The sequence below is a fragment of the Pseudomonas sp. Emmai genome, assembly GCF_055179735.1.
On the sequence record NZ_CM143685.1, the window covers coordinates 1,019,554 to 1,040,712 of the forward strand.

13 protein-coding genes are annotated in these 21,159 nt (G+C 60.1%); 8 read left to right on the forward strand and 5 right to left on the reverse strand.

The window, feature by feature from the left end; all coding sequences use genetic code 11:
- The first annotated feature begins 148 nt into the window (after positions 1-148).
- From ACY4LX_RS04490 to cobJ, 5 genes are all read left to right on the forward strand, one after another.
- Positions 149-790 carry a hypothetical protein gene (locus tag ACY4LX_RS04490; protein WP_149660657.1) on the forward strand — a complete coding sequence of 214 codons (642 nt, stop codon included), beginning with the start codon at positions 149-151 and terminating at the stop codon, positions 788-790.
- A 128-nt stretch (positions 791-918) separates the two neighbouring features.
- Positions 919-2,223: a precorrin-3B synthase gene (gene cobG / locus ACY4LX_RS04495; protein WP_463259278.1), complete on the forward strand. Its 1,305-nt coding sequence runs from the start codon at positions 919-921 to the stop codon at positions 2,221-2,223.
- Positions 2,216-2,842, forward strand: coding sequence for a precorrin-8X methylmutase (locus tag ACY4LX_RS04500; RefSeq protein ID WP_463259279.1), 627 nt, complete (start codon positions 2,216-2,218; stop codon positions 2,840-2,842). The genes cobG and ACY4LX_RS04500 overlap by 8 nt, the downstream gene beginning before the upstream one ends.
- Positions 2,842-3,573 carry a precorrin-2 C(20)-methyltransferase gene (locus ACY4LX_RS04505; protein ID WP_149660738.1) on the forward strand — a complete coding sequence of 244 codons (732 nt, stop codon included), beginning with the start codon at positions 2,842-2,844 and terminating at the stop codon, positions 3,571-3,573. Before ACY4LX_RS04500 ends, ACY4LX_RS04505 begins: the two co-directional genes overlap by 1 nt.
- On the forward strand, positions 3,573-5,270 hold the full coding sequence (gene cobJ / locus ACY4LX_RS04510; protein ID WP_463259280.1) for a precorrin-3B C(17)-methyltransferase: 1,698 nt from the start codon (positions 3,573-3,575) through the stop codon (positions 5,268-5,270). Before ACY4LX_RS04505 ends, cobJ begins: the two co-directional genes overlap by 1 nt.
- A 497-nt stretch (positions 5,271-5,767) precedes the next feature.
- On the opposite strand, the gene ACY4LX_RS04515 is transcribed toward cobJ, so the two are convergent.
- Entirely contained in the window at positions 5,768-6,016 is a 249-nt protein-coding gene (locus ACY4LX_RS04515) for a hypothetical protein (protein ID WP_463259281.1), read from the reverse strand.
- A 13-nt stretch (positions 6,017-6,029) separates the two neighbouring features.
- Here ACY4LX_RS04515 and ACY4LX_RS04520 point away from each other — a divergent pair, with 13 nt between their 5' ends.
- Complete coding sequence (locus ACY4LX_RS04520; protein ID WP_463259282.1) at positions 6,030-12,617, forward strand: TcdA/TcdB pore-forming domain-containing protein; 6,588 nt, start codon at positions 6,030-6,032, stop codon at positions 12,615-12,617.
- A 91-nt stretch (positions 12,618-12,708) separates the two neighbouring features.
- Here the strand turns inward: ACY4LX_RS04520 and ACY4LX_RS04525 are convergent, their stop codons facing one another.
- A complete protein-coding gene (locus ACY4LX_RS04525; protein ID WP_149660662.1) occupies positions 12,709-13,305 on the reverse strand; it encodes a MarC family protein in 597 nt (198 codons plus the stop codon).
- Positions 13,306-13,557: 252 nt separating this feature from the next.
- Between ACY4LX_RS04525 and ACY4LX_RS04530 the strand changes: the two genes are divergently transcribed.
- On the forward strand, positions 13,558-14,349 hold the full coding sequence (locus tag ACY4LX_RS04530) for a hypothetical protein (RefSeq protein WP_149660663.1): 792 nt from the start codon (positions 13,558-13,560) through the stop codon (positions 14,347-14,349).
- A gap of 57 nt (positions 14,350-14,406) precedes the next feature.
- A complete protein-coding gene (locus tag ACY4LX_RS04535) occupies positions 14,407-15,108 on the forward strand; it encodes a hypothetical protein (protein ID WP_463259283.1) in 702 nt (233 codons plus the stop codon).
- A 43-nt stretch (positions 15,109-15,151) separates the two neighbouring features.
- On the opposite strand, the gene ACY4LX_RS04540 is transcribed toward ACY4LX_RS04535, so the two are convergent.
- The 3 genes from ACY4LX_RS04540 to purH all read right to left on the reverse strand — a co-directional run bounded on the left by ACY4LX_RS04540 (position 15,152) and on the right by purH (position 21,099).
- Positions 15,152-17,926, reverse strand: a complete 2,775-nt coding sequence (locus ACY4LX_RS04540) for a hybrid sensor histidine kinase/response regulator (RefSeq protein WP_149660665.1) — start codon at positions 17,924-17,926, stop codon at positions 15,152-15,154.
- Positions 17,927-18,025: 99 nt separating this feature from the next.
- Positions 18,026-19,321: a phosphoribosylamine--glycine ligase gene (gene purD / locus ACY4LX_RS04545; protein WP_463259284.1), complete on the reverse strand. Its 1,296-nt coding sequence runs from the start codon at positions 19,319-19,321 to the stop codon at positions 18,026-18,028.
- 170 nt (positions 19,322-19,491) lie between these two features.
- Positions 19,492-21,099 carry a bifunctional phosphoribosylaminoimidazolecarboxamide formyltransferase/IMP cyclohydrolase gene (gene purH / locus ACY4LX_RS04550; RefSeq protein WP_463259285.1) on the reverse strand — a complete coding sequence of 536 codons (1,608 nt, stop codon included), beginning with the start codon at positions 21,097-21,099 and terminating at the stop codon, positions 19,492-19,494.
- Positions 21,100-21,159 lie beyond the last annotated feature (60 nt).

Below are 21,159 nucleotides of genomic sequence, written 5' to 3' on the forward strand. Positions count from 1 at the left end.
CCTGCCTGCTGTGCACTGACATTTAATGTTGATAAACCTCGACTGTTTTAATTAATCAATTTGTTTAGTCTGGTTTGTGCAGGGGCGCTGGGTATAGGGCGCCCATCAAAAGACCGGATGATATAAATGCCAAGGAGGCGAGGAAGTAATGAACTCAGTAAGTAACTTAAAAGGCACAGCCACCGTTGTGGATAACACGGTGTTATGCAGTGCCCAGGGGCCGACAAAAGAGGAACGTGACTTTGCCAGGAACTGCTTTTTACTGGCACAGCGCGAAGCAGACCAACATTACAACGTGGAAAGAGAAACAGGGCGGTGGTTTGACCATTACGCCGACTTGATGTGGAAGCATGGCTGGTCGCTGGACAGCGATCACATTGAAGTGGTTAAACCCAGTTTTTCCGGAAACATACAACAGATGTGGTCAAGTGCGGTTTCTAAACTGGTTTCCGGCCCTCAGATAGAAGAAGTTGAGCGGGTTATTGCACTGGTCGAACGAGATGCCCGATTGCTGACGGCATTTTCCGACGTCAGTGGAAGAGCGGTCAGGTTTCAACTGATTCCCATGGGCTACAACCGTAACGGGGATCTGGACGTCGTGGTGTCGCACATCCGGCTGATAAAACTGACCATGAGCACGACCTATCTGTTCTGGCGCGTGCGCCAACACACCTCTCAGTTGGAAATCCGCGCCCGACGCCTTGTAATCAAGCGCCGGGTGGTCGAGGCCCGCAAAAAGAGCGTGGAAGACGCTGTTCGGAGTCTGCCTTTTACAGAGTACGAACTGTAAGCCCGCCCGGCGGCGGATTTTTACCCTCGATCGGTCGGCAGGCATTTTCATGCGCTCGGGCAAAGCAGGCATAATGGCGACCTTTCGCCCATCACCGCGCAGCCAACCATCCCTTGAACGTCCGTCCGATGTCCACCGCCTTACGCCCCTCGGCTTGCCCGGGGTTGCTGCGTATTGTCCAGGCGCTGGATGGCGGTATCTGCCGGATCAAGTTGAATGGCGGCTCGATCAGCGCAGCCCAGGCTGACGCCGTGGCCGATGCCGCCGAGCGTTACGCCGGCGGCGTGATCGAGGCGACCAACCGCGCCAACCTGCAGATTCGCGGGATTGGCCGCGAAGAGACGGCATTGATCGACAGCCTGCTGGCCGCCGGGTTGGGGCCACGCACGGCGGCGGGCGACGATGTGCGCAACCTGATGCTCAGCCCGAGCGCCGGGATTGATCGGCAGATGCTGTTCGACACGCGCCCGTTGGCCGAGCAGATCCTCACCAGCCTGCAAAGCCATGAGCGTTTCCACGGGTTGAGCGCCAAGTTCGCCGTGCAACTCGATGGCGGCGAAGCCTTAGCGATGCTCGAACATCACCATGACCTGTGGCTGAGTGCCGTTGAACAGAATGGCGAGTGTCTGTTGGCGTTCGGCCTGGCCGGCTGCCCGACGGACGTAGCCCTGGGCGCGGTGCGGCTGGAACACGGTCATGCCTTGGTGATCGCGGTGCTGGAGCGGTTCCTCGACCTGGCGCGCCCCGAGCTGACCCGCCTGCGTCATCTGTTGGCCGAGTACCCGCTGGCCGGGTTTGTCGCGCAACTGGCCGAACGTGTGCCGCTGCTGTCCATCGCCAGTGTGCCGCGCACCGTTTCTGGCGTCCTGCACATCGGCGCGCATCCACAGCGCGAGGCCGGTCGCGTCTATATCGGCGCGGTGCCCACGTTGGGCCGGCTCGATCCCGCCATGCTCCGTGGCGCGGCACAACTGGCTCGCGAGAAGGGCGACGGCACCCTACGTTTCACGCCATGGCAAAGCCTGCTGCTGCCCACTATCCACGAAGACGACGCCGCTGAAGTTATCCACAGCCTGGAAAACCTCGGCCTGCGCTGCTCGGCCGACGACGCCCTGACCCATGTGATTGCCTGCACCGGTTCCGCCGGTTGCGGCAAAGGTGTGTCCGACACCAAAAGCGATGCCCTGCAACTGGCGGCGCTGCTGCAACGTCACGACCAGATCCTCAATGTGCACCTGTCCGGCTGCCCGCGTTCCTGCGCCGCCGCGCACGTTGCGCCGTTCACCTTGCTGGCGGTTTCTCCCGGTCACTACGACCTCTATTTTCGCGATGCAGCACAGCCCGGTTTCGGCGCGCTGCACGCACGCAACCTTACTATTGAAGCGGTCGCGACCTTGCTCGACGCCCGCTCACGGAGCCCCCTTGATGCTTGATTACATCCGCGACGGTCAGGAGATCTATCGCAACTCCTTCGCGATCATTCGTGCCGAGGCCAACCTCTCGCGCATCCCGGCCGACCTGGAAAAACTCGCGGTGCGGGTGATCCACGCCTGCGGCATGGTCGACGCCATCGACGGTCTGCAATTCTCCGAAGGTGCCGGCAAGGCCGGGCGCGATGCCCTGGCCGCCGGCGCGCAGATTCTGTGCGACGCGCGGATGGTGTCCGAAGGCGTGACCCGCACGCGCCTGCCCGCCAACAATCAAGTGATCTGCACCCTGCGCGACGACAGCGTGCCGGAGCTGGCCCGTGAGTTGGGCAACACCCGTTCCGCCGCCGCGCTGGAACTGTGGCGCCCGCACCTGGAAGGCAGCGTGGTGGTGATCGGCAACGCGCCGACCGCGTTGTTTTATTTGCTGGAAATGCTCGACGCCGGCGCCCCGAAACCGGCGCTGATCCTCGGCTTCCCGGTGGGCTTCGTCGGCGCCGCCGAATCGAAAGCCGCGCTGGCGGCGGACAGTCGCGGCGTGCCGTTCGTCATCATGCAAGGCCGGCTCGGCGGTAGCGCCATGGCCGCCGCCGCCGTCAACGCGCTCGCCACGGAGATCGAATGATGCAGCAGCCTGGACGCTTGATCGGCCTGGGCGTGGGCCCCGGTGACCCGGAACTGATTACCGTCAAAGCCCTGCGACTGCTGCGCGAATCGCCGGTGGTGGCGTACTTCGTCGCCAAGGGCAAAAAGGGCAATGCGTTCGGCATCATCGAAGCGCACCTTGTCGATGCGCAAAACCTGTTGCCGCTGGTGTACCCGGTGACCACCGAAGCGCTGCCGGCGCCGCTGTCCTATGAACAAGTGATCAGCGATTTCTACGACACCGCCGCCGAGCAGTTGGCGCAACATTTGGACGCCGGGCGCGACGTGGCTGTGATCTGCGAAGGCGATCCGTTCTTCTACGGTTCCTACATGTACCTGCACGATCGTTTGGCCGAACGTTATGTGGCTGAAGTGGTGCCGGGTGTGTGCTCGATGCTTGGCGGTGCTTCGGTATTGGGCGCGCCGCTGGTGTATCGCAATCAGAGTTTGTCGGTGCTGTCCGGCGTGCTGCCCCATGACGAACTCAAGCGACGTTTGGCGGATGCGGACGCGGCGGTGATCATGAAGCTGGGGCGCAACTTCCCCAAAGTGCGCCAGGTGCTTGAAGAACTCGGTCTGGCCGGGCGTGCGCTGTACGTCGAACGCGCGACCATGGCCAACCAGAAAATCGTGCCGCTGGATGCAGTCGAGCCGATGTCCTCGCCCTACTTCTCGCTGATCATCGTCCCCGGCGAACGGTGGCAAGGGTGATGGGCCGTCCTGCTCCGGCCATTGTCATCCTCGGCAATGGCAGCCTCGCCACGGCGCGGCGGATTCAGCAGCGCTACCCGGACGCTTTGATTCACGGACTTGCCGGGCGGGTTGAAGGCGCCGACCGCGACTATCAGGAATTTGGCGCGACCCTGCGCGAACTCTATCAGCAAGACACGCCGATCATCGCCCTGTGCGCGGCCGGCATTGTCATCCGCACCCTGGCGCCGTTGCTCCTGGAAAAAGGCGCCGAACCGCCAGTGCTCGCGGTGGCCGAAGACGGCAGCGCCGTGGTGCCGCTGCTCGGTGGCCTGGGAGGGGTGAATGTCTTGGCGCGGGAAATCGCCGCCGCGTTGGACGTCGCCGCCGCGATCACCACCAGCGGTGAATTGCGCTTTGGCACCTGCCTGCTCAACCCGCCCGCTGGTTATGCCTTGGGCGATCTGGAGCTGGGCAAGCGCTTCGTTTCGGATTTGCTCGCGGGTGAATCGGTGCGCATCGAAGGCCCGGCGCCGTGGCTGGCCGCGGCGCAGTTGCCGGAGGATCAGCAGGCGCGATTGGCGATTCATGTCGGGCATGCCGAGCGTGAGCCGAGTGCCAATGAACTGCTGATCTATCCGCGCAACGTGCTGGTGGCGTTGACGGCGGGGACGGCTGAAACCCTTCGAGCGGCATTGCATGACGCGAATATTGCGCTGCAATCGCTGGCCTGTTTGTTGGCCGATGAACGCGAGATGGCCAACCCGGCCCTGCGCGAAGCGGCGCTGGAATTGGGTGTGCCGCTGCGATTCAGTGCCCGGCCCGGCAGCGTGCTTGAGCTGGCCCGCAGTGCAGTGCCGTCGCTGCTGACGTCGATTGAAATCAATGACTCGATGGCCATCGCCGTCGCCGCCGAACCCCTCGACCCACTGCTGCTCGGCCGCCCGCGTGGTCGTCTCGCCGTGATCGGCCTCGGCCCCGGCGCCGCCGAATTGATGGTGCCGGCGGTCAAGGCCGAACTGGCCCGGGCCCATGACATCCTGGGTTACGAAACCTACGTGCGCATGGCCGGGCCGTTCCGCGCCGATCAAGTGATGCACTGCACCGACAACCGCGAAGAGATGCAGCGTGCTCGCCACGCCTTCGAACTCGCGGCCCAGGGGCGTTCGGTGGTGGTGGTGTCGTCGGGTGATCCGGGCGTGTTCGCCATGGCTGCGGCGGTGCTCGAAGCCTTGCACGAATCCAGCGATGCCAACTGGCACAACGTCGATCTGGAAATCCTGCCCGGCGTTTCCGCGTCCCTGGCCACCGCCGCTCAGGCGGGTGCGCCACTGGGCCATGACTTCTGCGTGATGTCGCTGTCGGACAACCTCAAGCCGTGGGCGATCATCGAGAAACGACTGGATCTGGCCTCCCAGGCCGACCTGGCCCTGGCCTTCTACAACCCGATCTCCCGCTCACGTCCGTGGCAGCTGGGCCGCGCGCTGGAGATCGTCGCGCAGCACCGCACCGCCGAAACGCCAGTGGTGCTGGGGCGTGACATTGGCCGGCCGGGCCAGACATTGCGCGTGACGACACTGGGGCAGTTGACCCCGGACCAAGTGGACATGCGCACGATGGTGTTGATCGGTTCGTCCACCACCTGCGTGTTCCCTCGCGCCGAGGGTGGTGCGTGGGTGTATACGCCGCGCTGGTACGGCGACAAGCCGACCTCTTGATGCACGACGCCTCCACTCGGAGGCGTTTTTTTTGTTCATTTATTAGTTGGCACGATGTGATGTCGGGCTGGTTTTTGTATGCCTGGCACTAAGTTTCAAGTTGTGTAGACATTAAATGAATTTGTTTGTGGTTTGAAAAGTTCTATGCGAACTATTAGTTTTGTTCCGTGCAGTGTGTTTGTGGTTATTGATTTTAATACTTTTCAGATGATTTCAATTGTGACTTGTTACTCCAGTTGCAAGTGGCGGTGTGTGCTTGTCTGATGGATCGTATTTAATAACTGCCAAGAAAAATCAATGCGAAGTTGAATGTCGAGGAGTGAACATTTTTCGACGTGCCCACGCGTGTCCCATTTTTTATTCAATGGATAAGTTGTCATGGAAGAACGTAATTTGAATGCGCTGGCCCTGCCGGCCTGGATCGATATGGCTGAAGTCAGGTCGATACTGGCCGAAGCTGTTTCGATGCCCGAATTCAGTCACTTGGAACGGTATTTTCAGGCCTCCATTAGCGCCATGGATGTGTCCGAAGAACTCACGGCGGTCAAGCTGTTCGAAGACACCCTGACGTCGCTGATCAAGCAACTCGAGACACCGACGACCGGGGAGCAGACCAGGCTGATTGCCACGGTCAGGGAATACGCGGTGCGCTGCGAAAACACCGTCACCATGTTGGTCGGTACGCGACCGGAAGTGCCGAAGGTCATGCACTTTGTCTGGGTCGGTGGCAGCGAGTTCGGCGCCATTCAACGGGATTACATGAACATCTGGCGCCAGGTGATGGTGCCCGAGGGGCATCGGTTCAACCTGTGGTACGACAGCGATGCATTGCTGGCCTTTGAGATGAATCGGGTCATCCATGAGAGCGCCAGGGTGCATGCCATGGAGGCGGGCGGCGCCACGGTAACGAAGCCGGCTGAACTGGCGGGGATGATCGAAGATCGGGCGCGGGTGCTCAAGTGGCAAATGGCTGAGCATCTCGCCCAGCCGCAATGGGCCGGCAAGGCCGATGAAGCGCGGATCGATTTGATGGTCAGGGCTTATGGCAAAGACAAGGATGTGCTCACGGCCTTCCGGCAAAAGTGCCTGGACAGTCACTTGGCCATGGTTGATGACAACACCCGCCTGCGCGATGTTCGCGATACGTTCCAGTCGCACTTTCTCTGGGATGTTTATCAGCGTGAAGTGGCGATGCGTGGCAATTTTGCAGCGGCCAGTGATGTGGTGCGCCTGCTGGCGGTGGATATTGAAGGTGGACGCTACAGCGACCTGGATTACTTGCCGGGGCTGATCAAGCCGATCGGCGGTGTCGATATCAGCAAGTTTAGCGATGGGGCAGCAATAGGCGTGTTGCAACTTCTGCTCAATCACAATGCGCTGCTGTTGCCGGGGCGCGATGTTAAACGCTACGAGGATCGAACCGGGAGCATCCCGGTGGAGCATCAAGAGGCACTGCGCAAGTTTGCCGAAAGTAAGCCCTCGGTTCATGACATTTTTGTCTTACCCAAAGACAATCGAGTCGCCGTGGACGGCATGCGCCTGGCGCGTGCCACGTTCGGTGATATGAATTCGCACATCATCGCCCACCCAAAGAGCGGAGCTGTGCAGCACACGCTGCAATTGATCCGTTTCCACTACGACTGCTTGCTTGAAGTCGAGCGAAGGCTGTTAGCTCTGGGAACTGATTTTGGAGATGCCCGGGTAGCGTCTGATCTTATTGTTGATGTCGTGCGCGATCGCTATGCACAACGTTCATTCCAGTCTAGTGATCCCAGTACCGTAATCAAAAATGCGACGGATGGAATCAGCGCTTATTACCGGGATGGAATACGGCCGGAAGCTCGTGGAACCGTTGCGATGACTGGCCCTGGTGCGACGGTACTCGGTCTTGCAGAATTTGGCGAAATGCACCTTTCGCCTAGCGGGGCTGCAACCATCAGGGTGGGCATGCAACTGAAGGAAGGTTTCAACGATCTGACCGAAGAAGACAAAATTTCTGGTTGGTCAGTCAACGACAATCCACAGGAATGGCTGCAACAAGAACAGGAAAAATGGACCGCCGGCCGCTACAAAACCCGTTACGCCGGTGACCTTGCCGAGTTGCTCAAAGGCCAGGCCCTGACCTTCGAAAAAGGCTGGCCGGTGATCGAGGGGCGTCCGGTCCTGGATACCCCGTTATTGCAACGCTGGGTCGATGAATCGGGTGAATCCTTCGTCCGCGCCATGACCGATAAATTGACCGGCGAGGTTCGCCTTCAAGGGCGGCTGCGTGTCAGTTTCGAAGAGCGCCAGCGGATCCGCGCACAAGCGCCGGTCGAACTGCCGTCGTCAATTGGTGCTCAGCCGCTGGGCAACTTTAACGAACTGTTCGCCCGTATCGCCCATGGTTCACTGCCGCTGAACCAACTGAGCCCGGTGCACCGGGTGTATCTCGGCGGTTTGTTCGGCGCCCAAACCCTGGACGATGCGGGGTTTGCCGACACCTGGCAGCGCAGCCGCGAGCTGGCACAGAACACCGTCGAGCGCGGTCTTGCGCAGCGCTACCTCGCGATTGAGCAAGCGTTGCTCAGCCAGAACAGTCCCGCTTTTGCCGCTGGTTTCGCCGAAGGACAAGCGCGTTTCGAAGTCTCGGCGCAAAACGCCAAAACCCTCAAGGCTCTGGCCTTTACCCAACCGTTGAGTGTGCGCGCGTGGGGCGAGCACATCGCTCGGATCCGCCTGCAAACCGAACACGAATTACGCATCCAGGTTCTGGACCGCAGTGCTTCCGTGCTGGAACGTTTTGTCGCGGCGGGCGCGTCGTCCGCCAAGATGATGCCGCAGGGGCTTTTGATTCGCGCAGAAGGCGACCCCGGCCGGCACTGCTATCCGCTGGTGCTGACCCTGGCGGCGGCGCTGTCGAAGGACGCGTCGGCAGTAGACGCAATGATCGCTCGCGTGGCCAACGCGAACCTGGACCCGAATGCCAACGATAGCCACGTGTTTCTGCGCACCCTGGATGAGTTGCGGACGGTGGCGATGGTCGAGACCGGTACGCCGGCCGGTCAGTTGCGGCTGGACCAGCTTCTGCGAACGCTGGAAGACAGTGCCAGCACCCGCACATTGATGGTCAATACCGACAACCACTCGATGCTGATCGCCAAAGTGGTCGACGGAGCATCAAGCAGCTACCGGTTCTATGACCCGAACTTTGGCATCTTTGGTTTTACAGAGGCTCAAGCTCTGCGCCGCGGCCTCCAGCAGTTTCTCGGCGATCCGGGCATCAGTGGCCTGTACGGCATCAGCCCGTCGGTGGATGCGACCTACCATGTGCTCGATCTCAATGGCTCGCGAATCGCCGAGAGGTCGCTGCCGTCGCATGTTGCAGTGTCTGCATTGCTGGAACATGCCCCACTGAGTGGCGACACGGCGGTCACGCCATGGGCGCATCACGCGGCATTGCGCGCACGCTCCCTGTCGGAAAATGCCCGTCTGGGTCAGGGGCTGGCGGATCTGGAAGGCCAAAACTGGGCCCGGCAACTGGATGAAGTGACCTCCCGGCTGCGCCTGGAAAACAGCCTGGGTCGTGAATTCATCCCAATGATCGAAACCGCACAAACCAACGCCGCCGGCCAAGTCACGGTGTCGATGGTCAACGTCAAGAATTCGCAGACGGTGATGAGTGTCACCACGGCCGACACTCGCCTGATCCGGATCAAATCCTATCTGCGCGAACGTTTTCTGGCGCTGGGCCAACCCGCCGAAGCTTCGCCGGTCAATACACTGAACGCCGGTTTTGCGATCCAGTCCCTGATGCTCGCACTGCATCAGCGCGAGGGCGCATTGAGCGCCGATAACGCGCCGTTGGCGCTGTCCGTGCGGCTGCACAGCTATGTCGTTTACGCACAAATGATTCACGGCGTTGTCAGTGATGTGGTCGGCGTCATACGGCTGGTGCGTGAGGCCTTGAGAAACGAGAAGGTGATCGCCGCCACGACGTCCAGTGTGGTCGGTCGCGCGCTGGGCCGGGCCGTTGGTGAGGGCATCGGCCATCTGCTGGCCGTTGCCAGCGTCGGGTTTGATATCTATGAACTGGCCAACGCCGATGACCCCGCGCAAATCGCGCGTATCGGTACTCAGCTGTTTTTTGATTCGGTGGGGCTGGTACTCGGAGTGGGTGGGCTGGCCGTCGGCGGCACCGCCGGTGCTTTTGCCGGAGCAGTCGCGGTGCCATTGGCAGGAATCGGTTTTGGCGTTTCAGCCCTGGTCAATAACTACAGCTCGATCCTTCTGAAGTCGCAGAGCGTCGGCAAGTATTTCTACAGGTTGAAGTCCGCCTACGAGGATGGCGGTCACCTGGTGTTCAATGGCGTGTTGTGGCCAAGGCCGGAGGTCGTGACCACCACGATTGAACTACGCCGTCGGAATATCCAGTTCGACACGCATAAGTTGTTTCCCTCGCGGCGAAACGGGCCAGGCTTGCCGGACTATGTGGTCGACAGGTCCCGGGGGATTGATCTACGGGATAATTGGGGCTTGCTCGACTTTGCCTTGATTGATGGCGGCATTGACCCTAATACCGACCAGCCCGGTGATGAAGTGATCACCAGGGTCGTGCTGCCGAGCACGCCCAAACGTCATTACGGGTTTGAGTATCAGTTGCTGCCTGGTGCCGTGAACCGGCATGACAAAGGCTTCGACGAGGCACGCGAGCTGGAGTTCGATGGTCGGGGCAACCGCCAGTTTTACTTCACTCCCTGGACCCCTTTCGAATATATCGTCTACAAACTATTGCCAGTCTATGAACCCACGCAAATCAGTGTGCACCTGGATAAAGTCGTCACCTCGTTGTCCGTCTGGCCAATTCTTGCTGAATGCCATGGCCTGGTCTCCTATGACATTGAAGGCGTCGGCGGACAATGCTCTCTCACGCTCATCCCGGGCATTGCCAGCGTGCAGCTGACCACCTTGAAAGGCTCTGGCGCGATGCGTTGGATGATTGGCGCGGCCTGGGTCAATGAACGAAGCGTGGTTGTGGGTGACTCGACGCTGAAAGTGGGTGGCATTGAAGTCACGGTCGAAGCGGGCAACGAAATCTATCTGCTGCTTGAAGGCGGTCAGGTGTTCCAGGTCGATCGGGCGAAGCGCCAGTTGGTCCTGACGCAACTGAATATCAGCGACAAGACCGACTTGGCAGCCTTGCGAGAACAATTGGCCAAACTGGGTGATGATCACCGAATCCCCACCCCCTATCTGCCATTGCAACACTTCACCGCGCCTTTCAGTGACCCGGCGGCACCGGTTCGAACCCGGGCTTTCTACGACGTAGCGAAAAAACGGACGCTGTACGCGCGCAACCTGCCTGCCGCTGTCCGCGAGGAACTTCAGCTCGGCACGGTGGTGGGCGACCACGTGTATTTCTATCATCGTGAACACACGAGCATCTGGCGCGTCGATGTATCCACCGGGCTGGTCAACCGTCGCTACCGGCTGCTCAATCCTCAGTCGGGTTCGACCCTGATCGCTTGTGAGAGTGCGGGGTCGACGGTGCGAGTTGTGCAGCAGGTGACGGGTAATAACGGCCAGTCCTATAACCTGGTCTATTTGGTACAGGGCGATCAGATCCATATGAGCGCCGTATCGACAATGGTGAGCGACGCAGATCAGGAGGACCCGTACTGGTATGCCTGGAATGACTTCCTGGCGCTGTTCAGCTTGAGCGATGTTTATGCGGATGCCACGCCGAACATGGCTTCGGATGTCAAACAGTGGCAACCGCCGCTGTACCTCGCATTGCAGGCCCACTTGAAGACTCGGATCTACACCTCCTGGTTGCGCATCCGTGACAACTGGATGATTGTCAGTGCTGACCCTGTCGCTGATAACGCTGTGTTGCTAATGCCAGAGACGGATCAGCACGACAGCTTCCTGATCTACACCATTTCTCTCGGGCGGCTGCGACGCGGCACTCGAGGCGAGGGAGACAGGATCACCGTCGAGACAGTGCTGGACGGCATCAAGAGCTTGACGGCACAGGGGCGCAGCTACCAGGTGGTGACCGACTCCGGCCTGATGTTTGATGCACGCGGCTCCGGGGCGGTGGAACTCTGCGGGGTCAACCTGACGTGGCTGGAAAAGCAGGCTAATTGGCTGAGCGAGTTGGCATTGCTGGCCGAGCAGTATCAGGTGGCAGGCATCGAGGTGACGGGATTGACCACGTCCCGGGGAAGCGCGCTGGTCGGCTGGTATCAGGACAAGCGTTTGCTGTTGGTCGATGCTCAGAGCGACCAGGGCTTGCGTTTCCTGGCGAACACCCCTGACCAACGCTACGCCTGGTTGTTCGCACCGACGACTGGCCAGCTTTATCGCCAAGCCTATCTGGATAACGAACAACTGAGCGCGGCATTTGCCCAGGGCACGCGCCTGCTATCAGGCCATCCGTTGGCCGCCGCGCAGCGCGAGTGGTCAGAATGGACGTTTGCCGAGGTCGAGTTGCATGGCAGCGGCCTGAGGGGCGTGACCCGCGATGGCATTCAGCTTGATTTGCAATACGGTCTTCAAGCCCGCATCGTCGGTGTCACGGAGAAATGGCTCCGGGCCAATGCCACAACGTTTGATCCGAGGCACGACCGTGCAAGAGCTGCTCTGAAAACGCTGGTCAGCCAGCACCCGCATCACCCGAATGTGTCCATCGGCAATCGCTTCAGCCGTGACTGGTATGTGAGCGACATTGATGAGGTGGTGGGCGTGAGTGGCTCCAAGCTTGACATACGATTGCTGGGTGTTCGCAACCTGGGTGTCGGCAACAAAACCATGGCATTGGTGCATGAAGTGCCGACTGAGCTGACTTACAACTCATCCAAGGTCGTGTGGGTGCAGCCGAGCTTCGCCCGGCGTGAGGGTGACGTGCTGACCCTGCGACTGCAGGGCAGCTTCACCGACCTGGAGCCACTGCTGCCTGATGGCGTCACACAATTGGTCCTGGGCACGGGCTCGGATTCGCTGAGTTGTCGCGTATCGCTTGCGGTCTGGCAGCGTCTGGAATGCCTGGTGCTGGATGCCTCCGGGCGTTCATCGGACGGTGCGGCTGGGCCGTCCACCACCCTGATCATGGACGTCGGTCCTCAGGATCTATGGCGCGTGGATCAGGTTGACGGGCAGTTGCTGTTCACCGATCCGGACTCAGGCCACAGCCTGGTCCTGAGCGAGGTGGAATCGGCTGATCCAGCCTCGCGCAGCCAGGTAAGCCTGGGCCTGCACGTGCTGGGTGAAACACGAACCGTGAGCCTGGAGCAATTGATCGGGGCGCTGAGCGTCGGTCAGGTTGATTCGCTGGCGGCGCTGGTCCGGCGGATAAACCCGAAGTGACAGGGCTTCGGCAGTCCGTGTAAATGAAAACGCCGCAGGTTATTCAAACCTGCGGCGTTTTTTTTCACGGTCACTTTTCAAGACGTGGCATTCAGGGCACCAGGTAACCCCTGACCCCGGTAAAGATGATTTGTGCCGCCAGGGCGCAAACGAACAGGCCCATCAAGCGGCTGACGATCTGCAAGCCCTGATCACCGAGGATGCGTTCGATACGGTTGGACAGGTAAAGCACCACGCCCACGGTGAGGCTGGCCATGGCAATGCTGAGGATGGCCGTGAGTTTGTCATCCCAATGCGGCTGGCTGACGCCCATCACCAGCAGCGCACCGATGGTGCCGGGGCCGACGGTCAGGGGAATGGTCAGCGGCACGATGGTCACGTCTTGTTGCACGTTGTCGGTCTGCACCACGGATTTGCCCTGGGCCATGCCGAGCGCGGAGATGAACAGCACACTGCCGGCGCCGATGCGAAAGGCATCCACCGTGATCCCGAACACGTCGAAGATCACTCGCCCGAACAGGTACAGCAAGACGCTCGAGATCAGGGTCGCCAGGGCCACTTTCCAGGCCAGGCGACGTTGCTCCTTGCGTGAGTAACCGCGGGTCAGGCTGATGAAGCAGGACAATACGAAGAACGGGCTATAGAGCACCAACATCTTCAGGTAAACGCTGAATAACACGTGGAGCATGGTTGGAACTCGCAGCAAGAGAGTTGAGGCGGAGTCTATCAGTCGATACGTGGCCCGTGGGATATGTTTCAAGCGTCTTTTTTACCTTCGTTCTTGCGCTGCTCCAGTGTATTTGGGGTGTGGTTTCTTAGTTGCGAAAGTTGATTAAGGATAATGTTACAGCTTTCAGTTTGTTGGTTTTTTAGAGCTTGGTTAGAGTGGGTTCCACAAGCTCATGATGAGTTTGATTTATCATTTAACAAGGAGTTTATTATGTACAACCAATCTATTCGTGACAGCTATGTTGCTACTTGCCTGAAGAATATAGAAGCGTATGAAGTTGATGCCCCGGAAGTTTCCCGTCCACGTGGCTTTCTAATGGCGCAACCGCCTGTTGAAGAGCCGAGCAAAGCGTCTATTGTGGGCGAAGCCGTTGTAACGTTCACCGGTAATCTCAGTGCGGAAAATCGCTCGGATGCTCAGAACGCCTTTCTGTTCGCTTCCCTGGTAGCAAACAAGAAATACCCGTTGCAACATCAGGGTAAAGAAAATTACGAGATGTTCCGCGAAGTGATGACCAGTTGCGGTTGGACGCCAGTCACCAAGTTCTACAGTGATTTGAATGTTTCCGGGACCAGCGTCCGTATGGATAAGTTGGTACTGGAGATCCTGGGCTCGGTCGTCGCCGGTGTCGCCCTGCCGGGCCCGACCAGTGCACTGATGCTCAAGGTCGCGGGGGATGCCATTTCCGCGTTGCAGAAACGCGATACCGCGCTGACCACGTATGAGCGAAACCTGCTGGAAAACGGTATTGGCGGTGTCGCCACCGGTGCGTGCACTGAAGTTAATGGCGAGGCGATCATGGCCGTAGGCGCGGTGCGTTTCATGCGTCGAAACTCGTCGACCAAAGTGCTGTTCGTGGATGTAGATATTCGTGATGCGAAACTGTATCGCGGTGAAACCATGTTTGCCAAAAACGATATGGTCGCTAATCAGGCGCGCGAAGCGATCAAGACTAAACTGGGCTTGAATATCGAGAAGAAGATTGAAGATTACGAAATCTGATTAATTCGTGACGGAGCGGCCAGGTATCGGCCGCTCTTTCAATAGTACGGGGGTTGAATGGATTACAAATTTTCCTTTTTGGTCGTTGGCAGTGCGCTCGTTATTATTCCTGGCACGGATAAAAGTGTCGTCGGCACAGACATGCTCAACTCTGTATTGCTGGCGCAACTGGTTGCCAACAAAGAAGTTGAAAAACACCCGCAACGCAATTGGTACGATGCTTATTTGCAAGTGCTGGATGATTTCTGGCTGCGGTATGCAAAAGCACAGCAGAAATGGCGGATAACCGGCGATAGTGCGGAGTCTGCGGTCGACTGGATCGTCGGCGCGATGGGCAAGGGTGAAATGAGCGCAGGACAACTCATTGCTGCAGCCTTGAAGCAGGTCGCGGGTTTGCCGGGGACCGAGCCTGCCATCGGCTTACTGCGTAAACACCTGCAAAACGCTATCGATGGACAGCGGGAGGACACGGAAGCGCCCTCGAAAAATGCACGTTTGCTGGTGCTCCTGGCGCAATCGGCGACTTCACTCACCAGTGTGTATTTCGAGTTTCAATCCCATCAGGCCGTCGGCCCCAACCCCTTCGCCCAGTTGCATACAGCCCTGGACGTGCCAGGCTCTGTGTCCATGCGCTACGACCAGGCGAAACTGGCCGAAACCCGCTATAGCCCCGTGCGTGACCTTATTGCCCAGAAAGTTCGGGACAGGCTCAAGGACAATGTCGCAGTGATAACAGTGAGCGAGAAGTCGCAGCCCTGAGTCTTGAGATGCCGAACAGCCTGGACCTGCCGCGAGAGCGGCTTCAGAACGTCGAGGCTGTACGATTCTGCTGATCGCGCTGGGCCACCCAGTGTTCGATCAGTTCACGCAACTGCGACAACTCCACCGGTTTGGCCATGTGCCCGTCCATACCCGCCTGGCGCGCGCGTTCTTTGTGCTCGGCGAGGATGTGTGCGGTCAACGCCACCACTGGGGTGCGAATCCGTTGGTTGCCGACTTCCCACGCCCGCAATTGCTGGGTGGCGGAGAAGCCGTCGAGGATCGGCATTTCGCAATCCATCAACACCAGGTCGTAGCGTTGGGCCTTCATCGCCTGCAAGGCCTCTTCGCCGTTGCTGGCGGTGTCCGGTTGCAGGTTGAGCTTGCCCAGCATGCCGCGAATGACCTTGGTCGAGATGCTGTTGTCTTCGGCCACCAGGATCCTGAAGTCGCTCGGCACCTTGACCGGCAGGGTCGGGCCGGCGGGCAGGTGATGGTTCACGACCTGGCCTTTGTTGCGCTGGTTCAGCTCATCCGCCAGGGTGGTCTTGAGGGTGTAGCCGGCCACCGGTTTGGCGAGGATGCGCTTGATCCCCGAGTTGCGGGCGATGATCTTGCTCGGCGCATTGCTGATGCCGGTGAGCATGATCAGCAGGATGTCGTGGTTCAGGCTCGGGTCTTCCTTGATCTTGGCCGCCAGTTGCATGCCGGTCATGCCGGGCATGTTCTGGTCCAGCAGGACCACGTCGAAGTAGTCGCGCAGGTGCGCCTTGGTGCGCAGCAACGCCAACGCTTCCTTGCCGGATGGCACGGCGCTGACGTTCAGGCCCCAGGCGCTGCATTGCTGCACCAGCACCTTGCGACAGGTGTCGTTGTCGTCCACCACCAGCACCCGCGCGCCTTGCAACGGGCTGTCGAGGTCGGAGGTCGGGTGCTCCAGGCGATCCGGGTCCAGCGGCAAGGTCAGCCATAAGGTGCTGCCCTGATTGGTGCCGCTCTTGATCCCGAATTCCCCTTGCATCAGGCGAATCAACTGACGGGCGATCACCAGCCCCAGGTTGCCGCCCAGGCGCGTGGCCGAGAGGAAATGCTTGCTGTGCAACTCGGCGTGCATCAGCGCATCGCGTTCTTCGGCTTCCATCGGCACGCCGCTGTCCTGCACGGCGATGCGCAGGCGTGGTTTGGCGCTGCGTTCGTCGAGGGCGACGACGATCAGGATTTCGCCTTCGTCGGTCTTTTTCAGGGCGTTTTCCAGCAGGCTCAACAGGGTCTGGCGCAGGCGCGTCGGATCACCGCTGATCACCCGTGGCACTTGCGGCTGGATAAAGCTGATCAGCTCGACGTTCTGCTGTTCGGCCTTGGCCCGAAAGATACTCAGGCAGTCTTCGATCAGGGCATTGAGGTCGAATTGCACGTCGTCCAGTTCGATCTGCCCGGACTCGAGCTTGGAGATGTCGAGAATCTCGTTGATCAGGGTCAGCAGTTCGTTGCCGGCGCTGTGGATGGTCTGCACGTAATCCCGCTGCTTGACCGACAGCGGCGTACCCAGCAGCAGTTCGGTCATGCCCAATACGCCATTCATCGGCGTGCGGATCTCGTGGCTGATCTTGGCCAGGAATTCGGCCTTGGCGTTGATCTCGGCATTGCTGGCGGCCAGGTCGCGGCTGACGCTGAAGCGGTCTTCGGTGATGCTGCGCTGGCGCTCGCCCAGGGCGATGCTCATCAACAGGCCGCTGATGCAGATGAAGGCCAGCAAGGTGATGATCAGGCCTTGCGGCGCCACCAGGGTCAGCCCCAACAGTGCCGGCAGGATGATCAGCGCGCCGATGTTGAACACCACCATGGCTGCCACGAACAGGCGCGCCGGGCGATAGCCTTTTTGCCAGTGGAAGGCGCTGACAAACAGCATGCTCAAGCCTGCGAGCGCGACGAGGGCGTAGGTGATGATGTTCAACGGCAGGGTGTTGACGAACAACAGCAGCAGCCCGCAGACCACCGTGAACAGAATGGCCCCGAGCAGCAATTTGTTCAGCGGGTGCGGGCCCAGCGGCGCGAAGAAGCGGTAGGCGAACATCAGGCCGCACGGCGCGGTCAGCAGCAAGGCGAGATAGGCGCCGGGGGTCTGGACCGCGTGCCAGTTCGGCAGCCAGGGTCCGGCCAGGTTCAGCAGCAGGATCAGGCTGAGCATCAGCAGGAATTCGCACGCGGCCAGCCACAGGCTGCTGCGCGAGCGGGTGTAGGCGTAGCGCACGATGTTGTGCAGGATCAGCATGGCGATGCAGCCGAACAGCAGGCCATAGATCAGCGTGAGGTTCTGATTGGCGGCGGTCATTACTGCCGATTGCAGGGTGATGTAAGGCCGCAATTGGTGTTCGGACACCAGTCGCAGGTAGACGTCGAGGGGTTTGTCGCTTTGCGGCAGCGGCAACATGAAGTCGCTGCTGGGTAATGGCCGATCGGCCTGGGGCTGCTGGGTGCCGGTGTTCAGTTGCTCGACCAGCTTTTCGCCGTCCAGCACATACAGATTGAGGTGTGACAGGTCCGGGGCGAACACCCGCAGCAATTGTTCGTGCTTGCCGGGGGCCAGGCGAAAACGCAGCCATAACGCACCGTCGGGCTCGGCCGCGGTGAGGCGGTCAAGTTCGATGGGGCTGAATTGATTGGTGAAGCGGGCGGAACGGATGTCGCTCAGCGCCAGGTCGCCCTGTTCGTCGAGCAATACCGACCAGCCACTGCCTTGCGCGGCCTGGGCCGGGAGCATGCAGAGCAAGGTCAACAGAGTGACGGTAAGACCTATGGCAATCCTGAGCCAGCGCACGGCGAAATCCCTTCGTAGGTTGATGCCAGAATATAACTATGCGCGGCGCTGGAACAGTCCGGCAAGGGCATCACGCCCTTGCCTGGCCGAATGGCTGGCCTATTCCTGATTTTCGCCACGCTCGCGGGCAATGGCGCGGTAGCCAATGTCCTTGCGATAGAAGCTGCCTTCCCAGTCGATCTTCGCCGCCAGCTTGTAAGCCTGCTGCTGGGCCGCATCGACGCTGGCGCCCATGGCCGTGGCGCACAACACCCGACCACCGGCCGTTACCACCTGGCCGTCCTTCAGCGCGGTACCGGCGTGGAAGACTTTGCCTTCCAGTGCCGCCGCTGCTTCCAGACCGTTGATCGCCACGCCTTTAGCGTAGTCGCCCGGATAGCCGCCTGCCGCCAATACAATGCCGACGCTCGGACGTGGATCCCATTGCGCTTCGACCTTGTCCAGGGCTTGCGCCAAGGCCGCTTCGACCAACAATACCAGGCTCGACTGCAAGCGCAGCATCACCGGTTGGGTCTCAGGGTCGCCGAAACGGCAGTTGAACTCGATAACTTTTGGGTTACCGGCTTTGTCGATCATCAGGCCGGCGTAGAGGAAACCGGTGTAGACGTTGCCTTCATCGGCCATGCCGCGCACGGTTGGCCAGATCACCAGGTCCATCACGCGCTTGTGTACTTCGGCAGTCACGACCGGGGCAGGGGAGTAAGCACCCATGCCGCCGGTGTTCGGGCCGGTGTCGCCGTCGCCGACGCGTTTGTGGTCCTGGCTGGTGGCCATCGGCAATACGTTCTTGCCGTCGACCATGACGATGAAGCTGGCTTCTTCGCCGTCGAGGAATTCTTCGATCACCACGCGGGAACCGGCATCGCCGAACGCGTTGCCGGCGAGCATGTCGCGCACGGCGTCTTCGGCTTCGGCAAGAGTCATGGCGACGATCACGCCTTTACCGGCGGCCAGGCCGTCGGCCTTGATCACGATCGGTGCGCCTTTTTCACGCAGATAAGCCAGGGCCGGCTCGATCTCGGTGAAGTTCTGGTAGTCGGCGGTCGGGATCTTGTGGCGCGCCAGGAAATCCTTGGTAAACGCTTTCGAGCCTTCCAGCTGGGCAGCGCCCGCGGTCGGGCCGAAGCAATCCAGGCCACGGGCGCGGAACAGGTCGACAACGCCGGCAACCAACGGGACTTCCGGGCCGACGATGGTCAGGGAAACGTTCTTCTCGGCAAAGTCGGCCAACTGCTCAAGGGCCAGCACGTCGATGGCGACGTTCTCGCATTTGGCTTCGATGGCCGTACCAGCGTTGCCCGGCGCGACGAAAACCTTCTGCACGCGCGGATCCTGAGCCACTTTCCAGGCCAGGGCGTGTTCACGGCCACCGCTGCCAATGATCAAAATGTTCAAAAAGAAGACTCCTTCGGAGAAGCTGCAAGCTGCAAGCGGCAAGTTGAGAGCAATCTGTATCGCTCTGAAGTGCGGCGTGCAGCTCTGAATTAGTAAGGCTGCAAGTGGCAGTAAGAGCTACGCAGGTCGGCTTTTACTTGTCGCTTGCAGCTTGGGACTTGTCGCTGCACTCAGTGCCTGAAATGGCGCATGCCGGTGAAGACCATGGCGATGCCGGCTTCGTCAGCGGCAGCAATCACTTCCGCATCACGCATCGAGCCGCCTGGCTGGATCACGGCGGTGATACCGACCTTGGCCGCATTGTCCAGGCCGTCGCGGAACGGGAAGAACGCGTCCGATGCCATCACCGAGCCCGCCACTTGCAAACCGGCGTGTTCAGCCTTGATCGCGGCGATACGCGCGGAGTTCACACGGCTCATCTGGCCAGCGCCGACACCGATGGTCTGACGGTTCTTGGCGTAGACGATGGCGTTGGATTTAACGTACTTGGCTACTTTCCAGGCGAAGATCAGGTCGTTGATTTCCTGTTCGGTCGGCGCACGCTTGGTCACGACTTTCAGGTCTGCGCTGCTGATCATGCCGACGTCGCGGCTCTGTACCAGCAAGCCGCCGTTGACGCGCTTGTAGTCCCAGGCAGCGGCGCGATCAGCCGACCACTCGCCGCAGGCCAGCAGGCGCACGTTGGCTTTGGCCGCCACGATGGCGCGAGCTTCTGCGCTGACGGATGGCGCGATGATGACTTCGACGAATTGACGCTCGACGATGGCCTTGGCGGTTTCAGCATCCAGCTCGCGGTTGAAGGCGATGATGCCGCCGAACGCCGATTCGGTGTCGGTGGCATAAGCCAGTTCGTAAGCCTGACGGATGCCGCCTTCGGCGTCCGGGCTGACCGCAACGCCGCACGGGTTGGCGTGCTTGACGATCACGCAGGCCGGCTTGACGAAGCTTTTTACGCATTCCAGCGCGGCGTCGGTGTCGGCCACGTTGTTGTACGACAGTTCTTTGCCTTGCAGTTGGGTCGCGGTGGCGATGCCGACTTCGGCAGGCTTGGCTTCCACGTAGAACGCCGCGCTCTGGTGCGGGTTCTCGCCGTAGCGCATTTCCTGCGCCTTGACGAACTGGCTGTTGAACGTGCGCGGGAACTCGCTGCGACCTTCGGTGCTGAGTGTTTCAGCGGCCTGGTTCACGGTGCCCATGTAGTTGGCGATCATGCCGTCGTAGGCGGCGGTGTGTTCGAAGGCCTTGAGCATCAGGTCGAAACGCTGTGCGTAGGTCAGGCCGCCGGCCTTGAGGCTTTCCAGGACGTTGGCGTAGTCGCTGGCATTCACCACGATGGCCACGTCTTTATGGTTTTTTGCCGCCGAACGGACCATGGTCGGGCCGCCGATGTCGATGTTTTCGATGGCGGTCGGCAGGTCGCAGCCAGGCTTGTTGATGGTGGCTTCGAACGGGTACAGGTTGACCGCCACCAGATCGATCGGCTTGATGCCGTGCTCGTTCATGATGGCGTCGTCGATACCGCGACGACCGAGGATCCCACCGTGGATTTTCGGGTGCAGGGTCTTGACCCGACCGTCCATCATTTCTGCGAAACCGGTGTAATCCGCGACTTCCACTGCGGCAACGCCGTTGTCACGCAGCAGCTTGAACGTCCCGCCGGTGGAGAGGATCTCGACACCCAGGGCTTCGAGCTCCTTGGCGAATTCGAGGATCCCGGTCTTGTCGGAGACGCTGATCAAGGCGCGGCGGATCGGCAGGCGGGTAGTCTGGTCGGTCATTTCAATTTCCATCAAAAGCAAAGGAGTCAGCAAAAAAGGCGACCGTTTTTACGCGGGCGC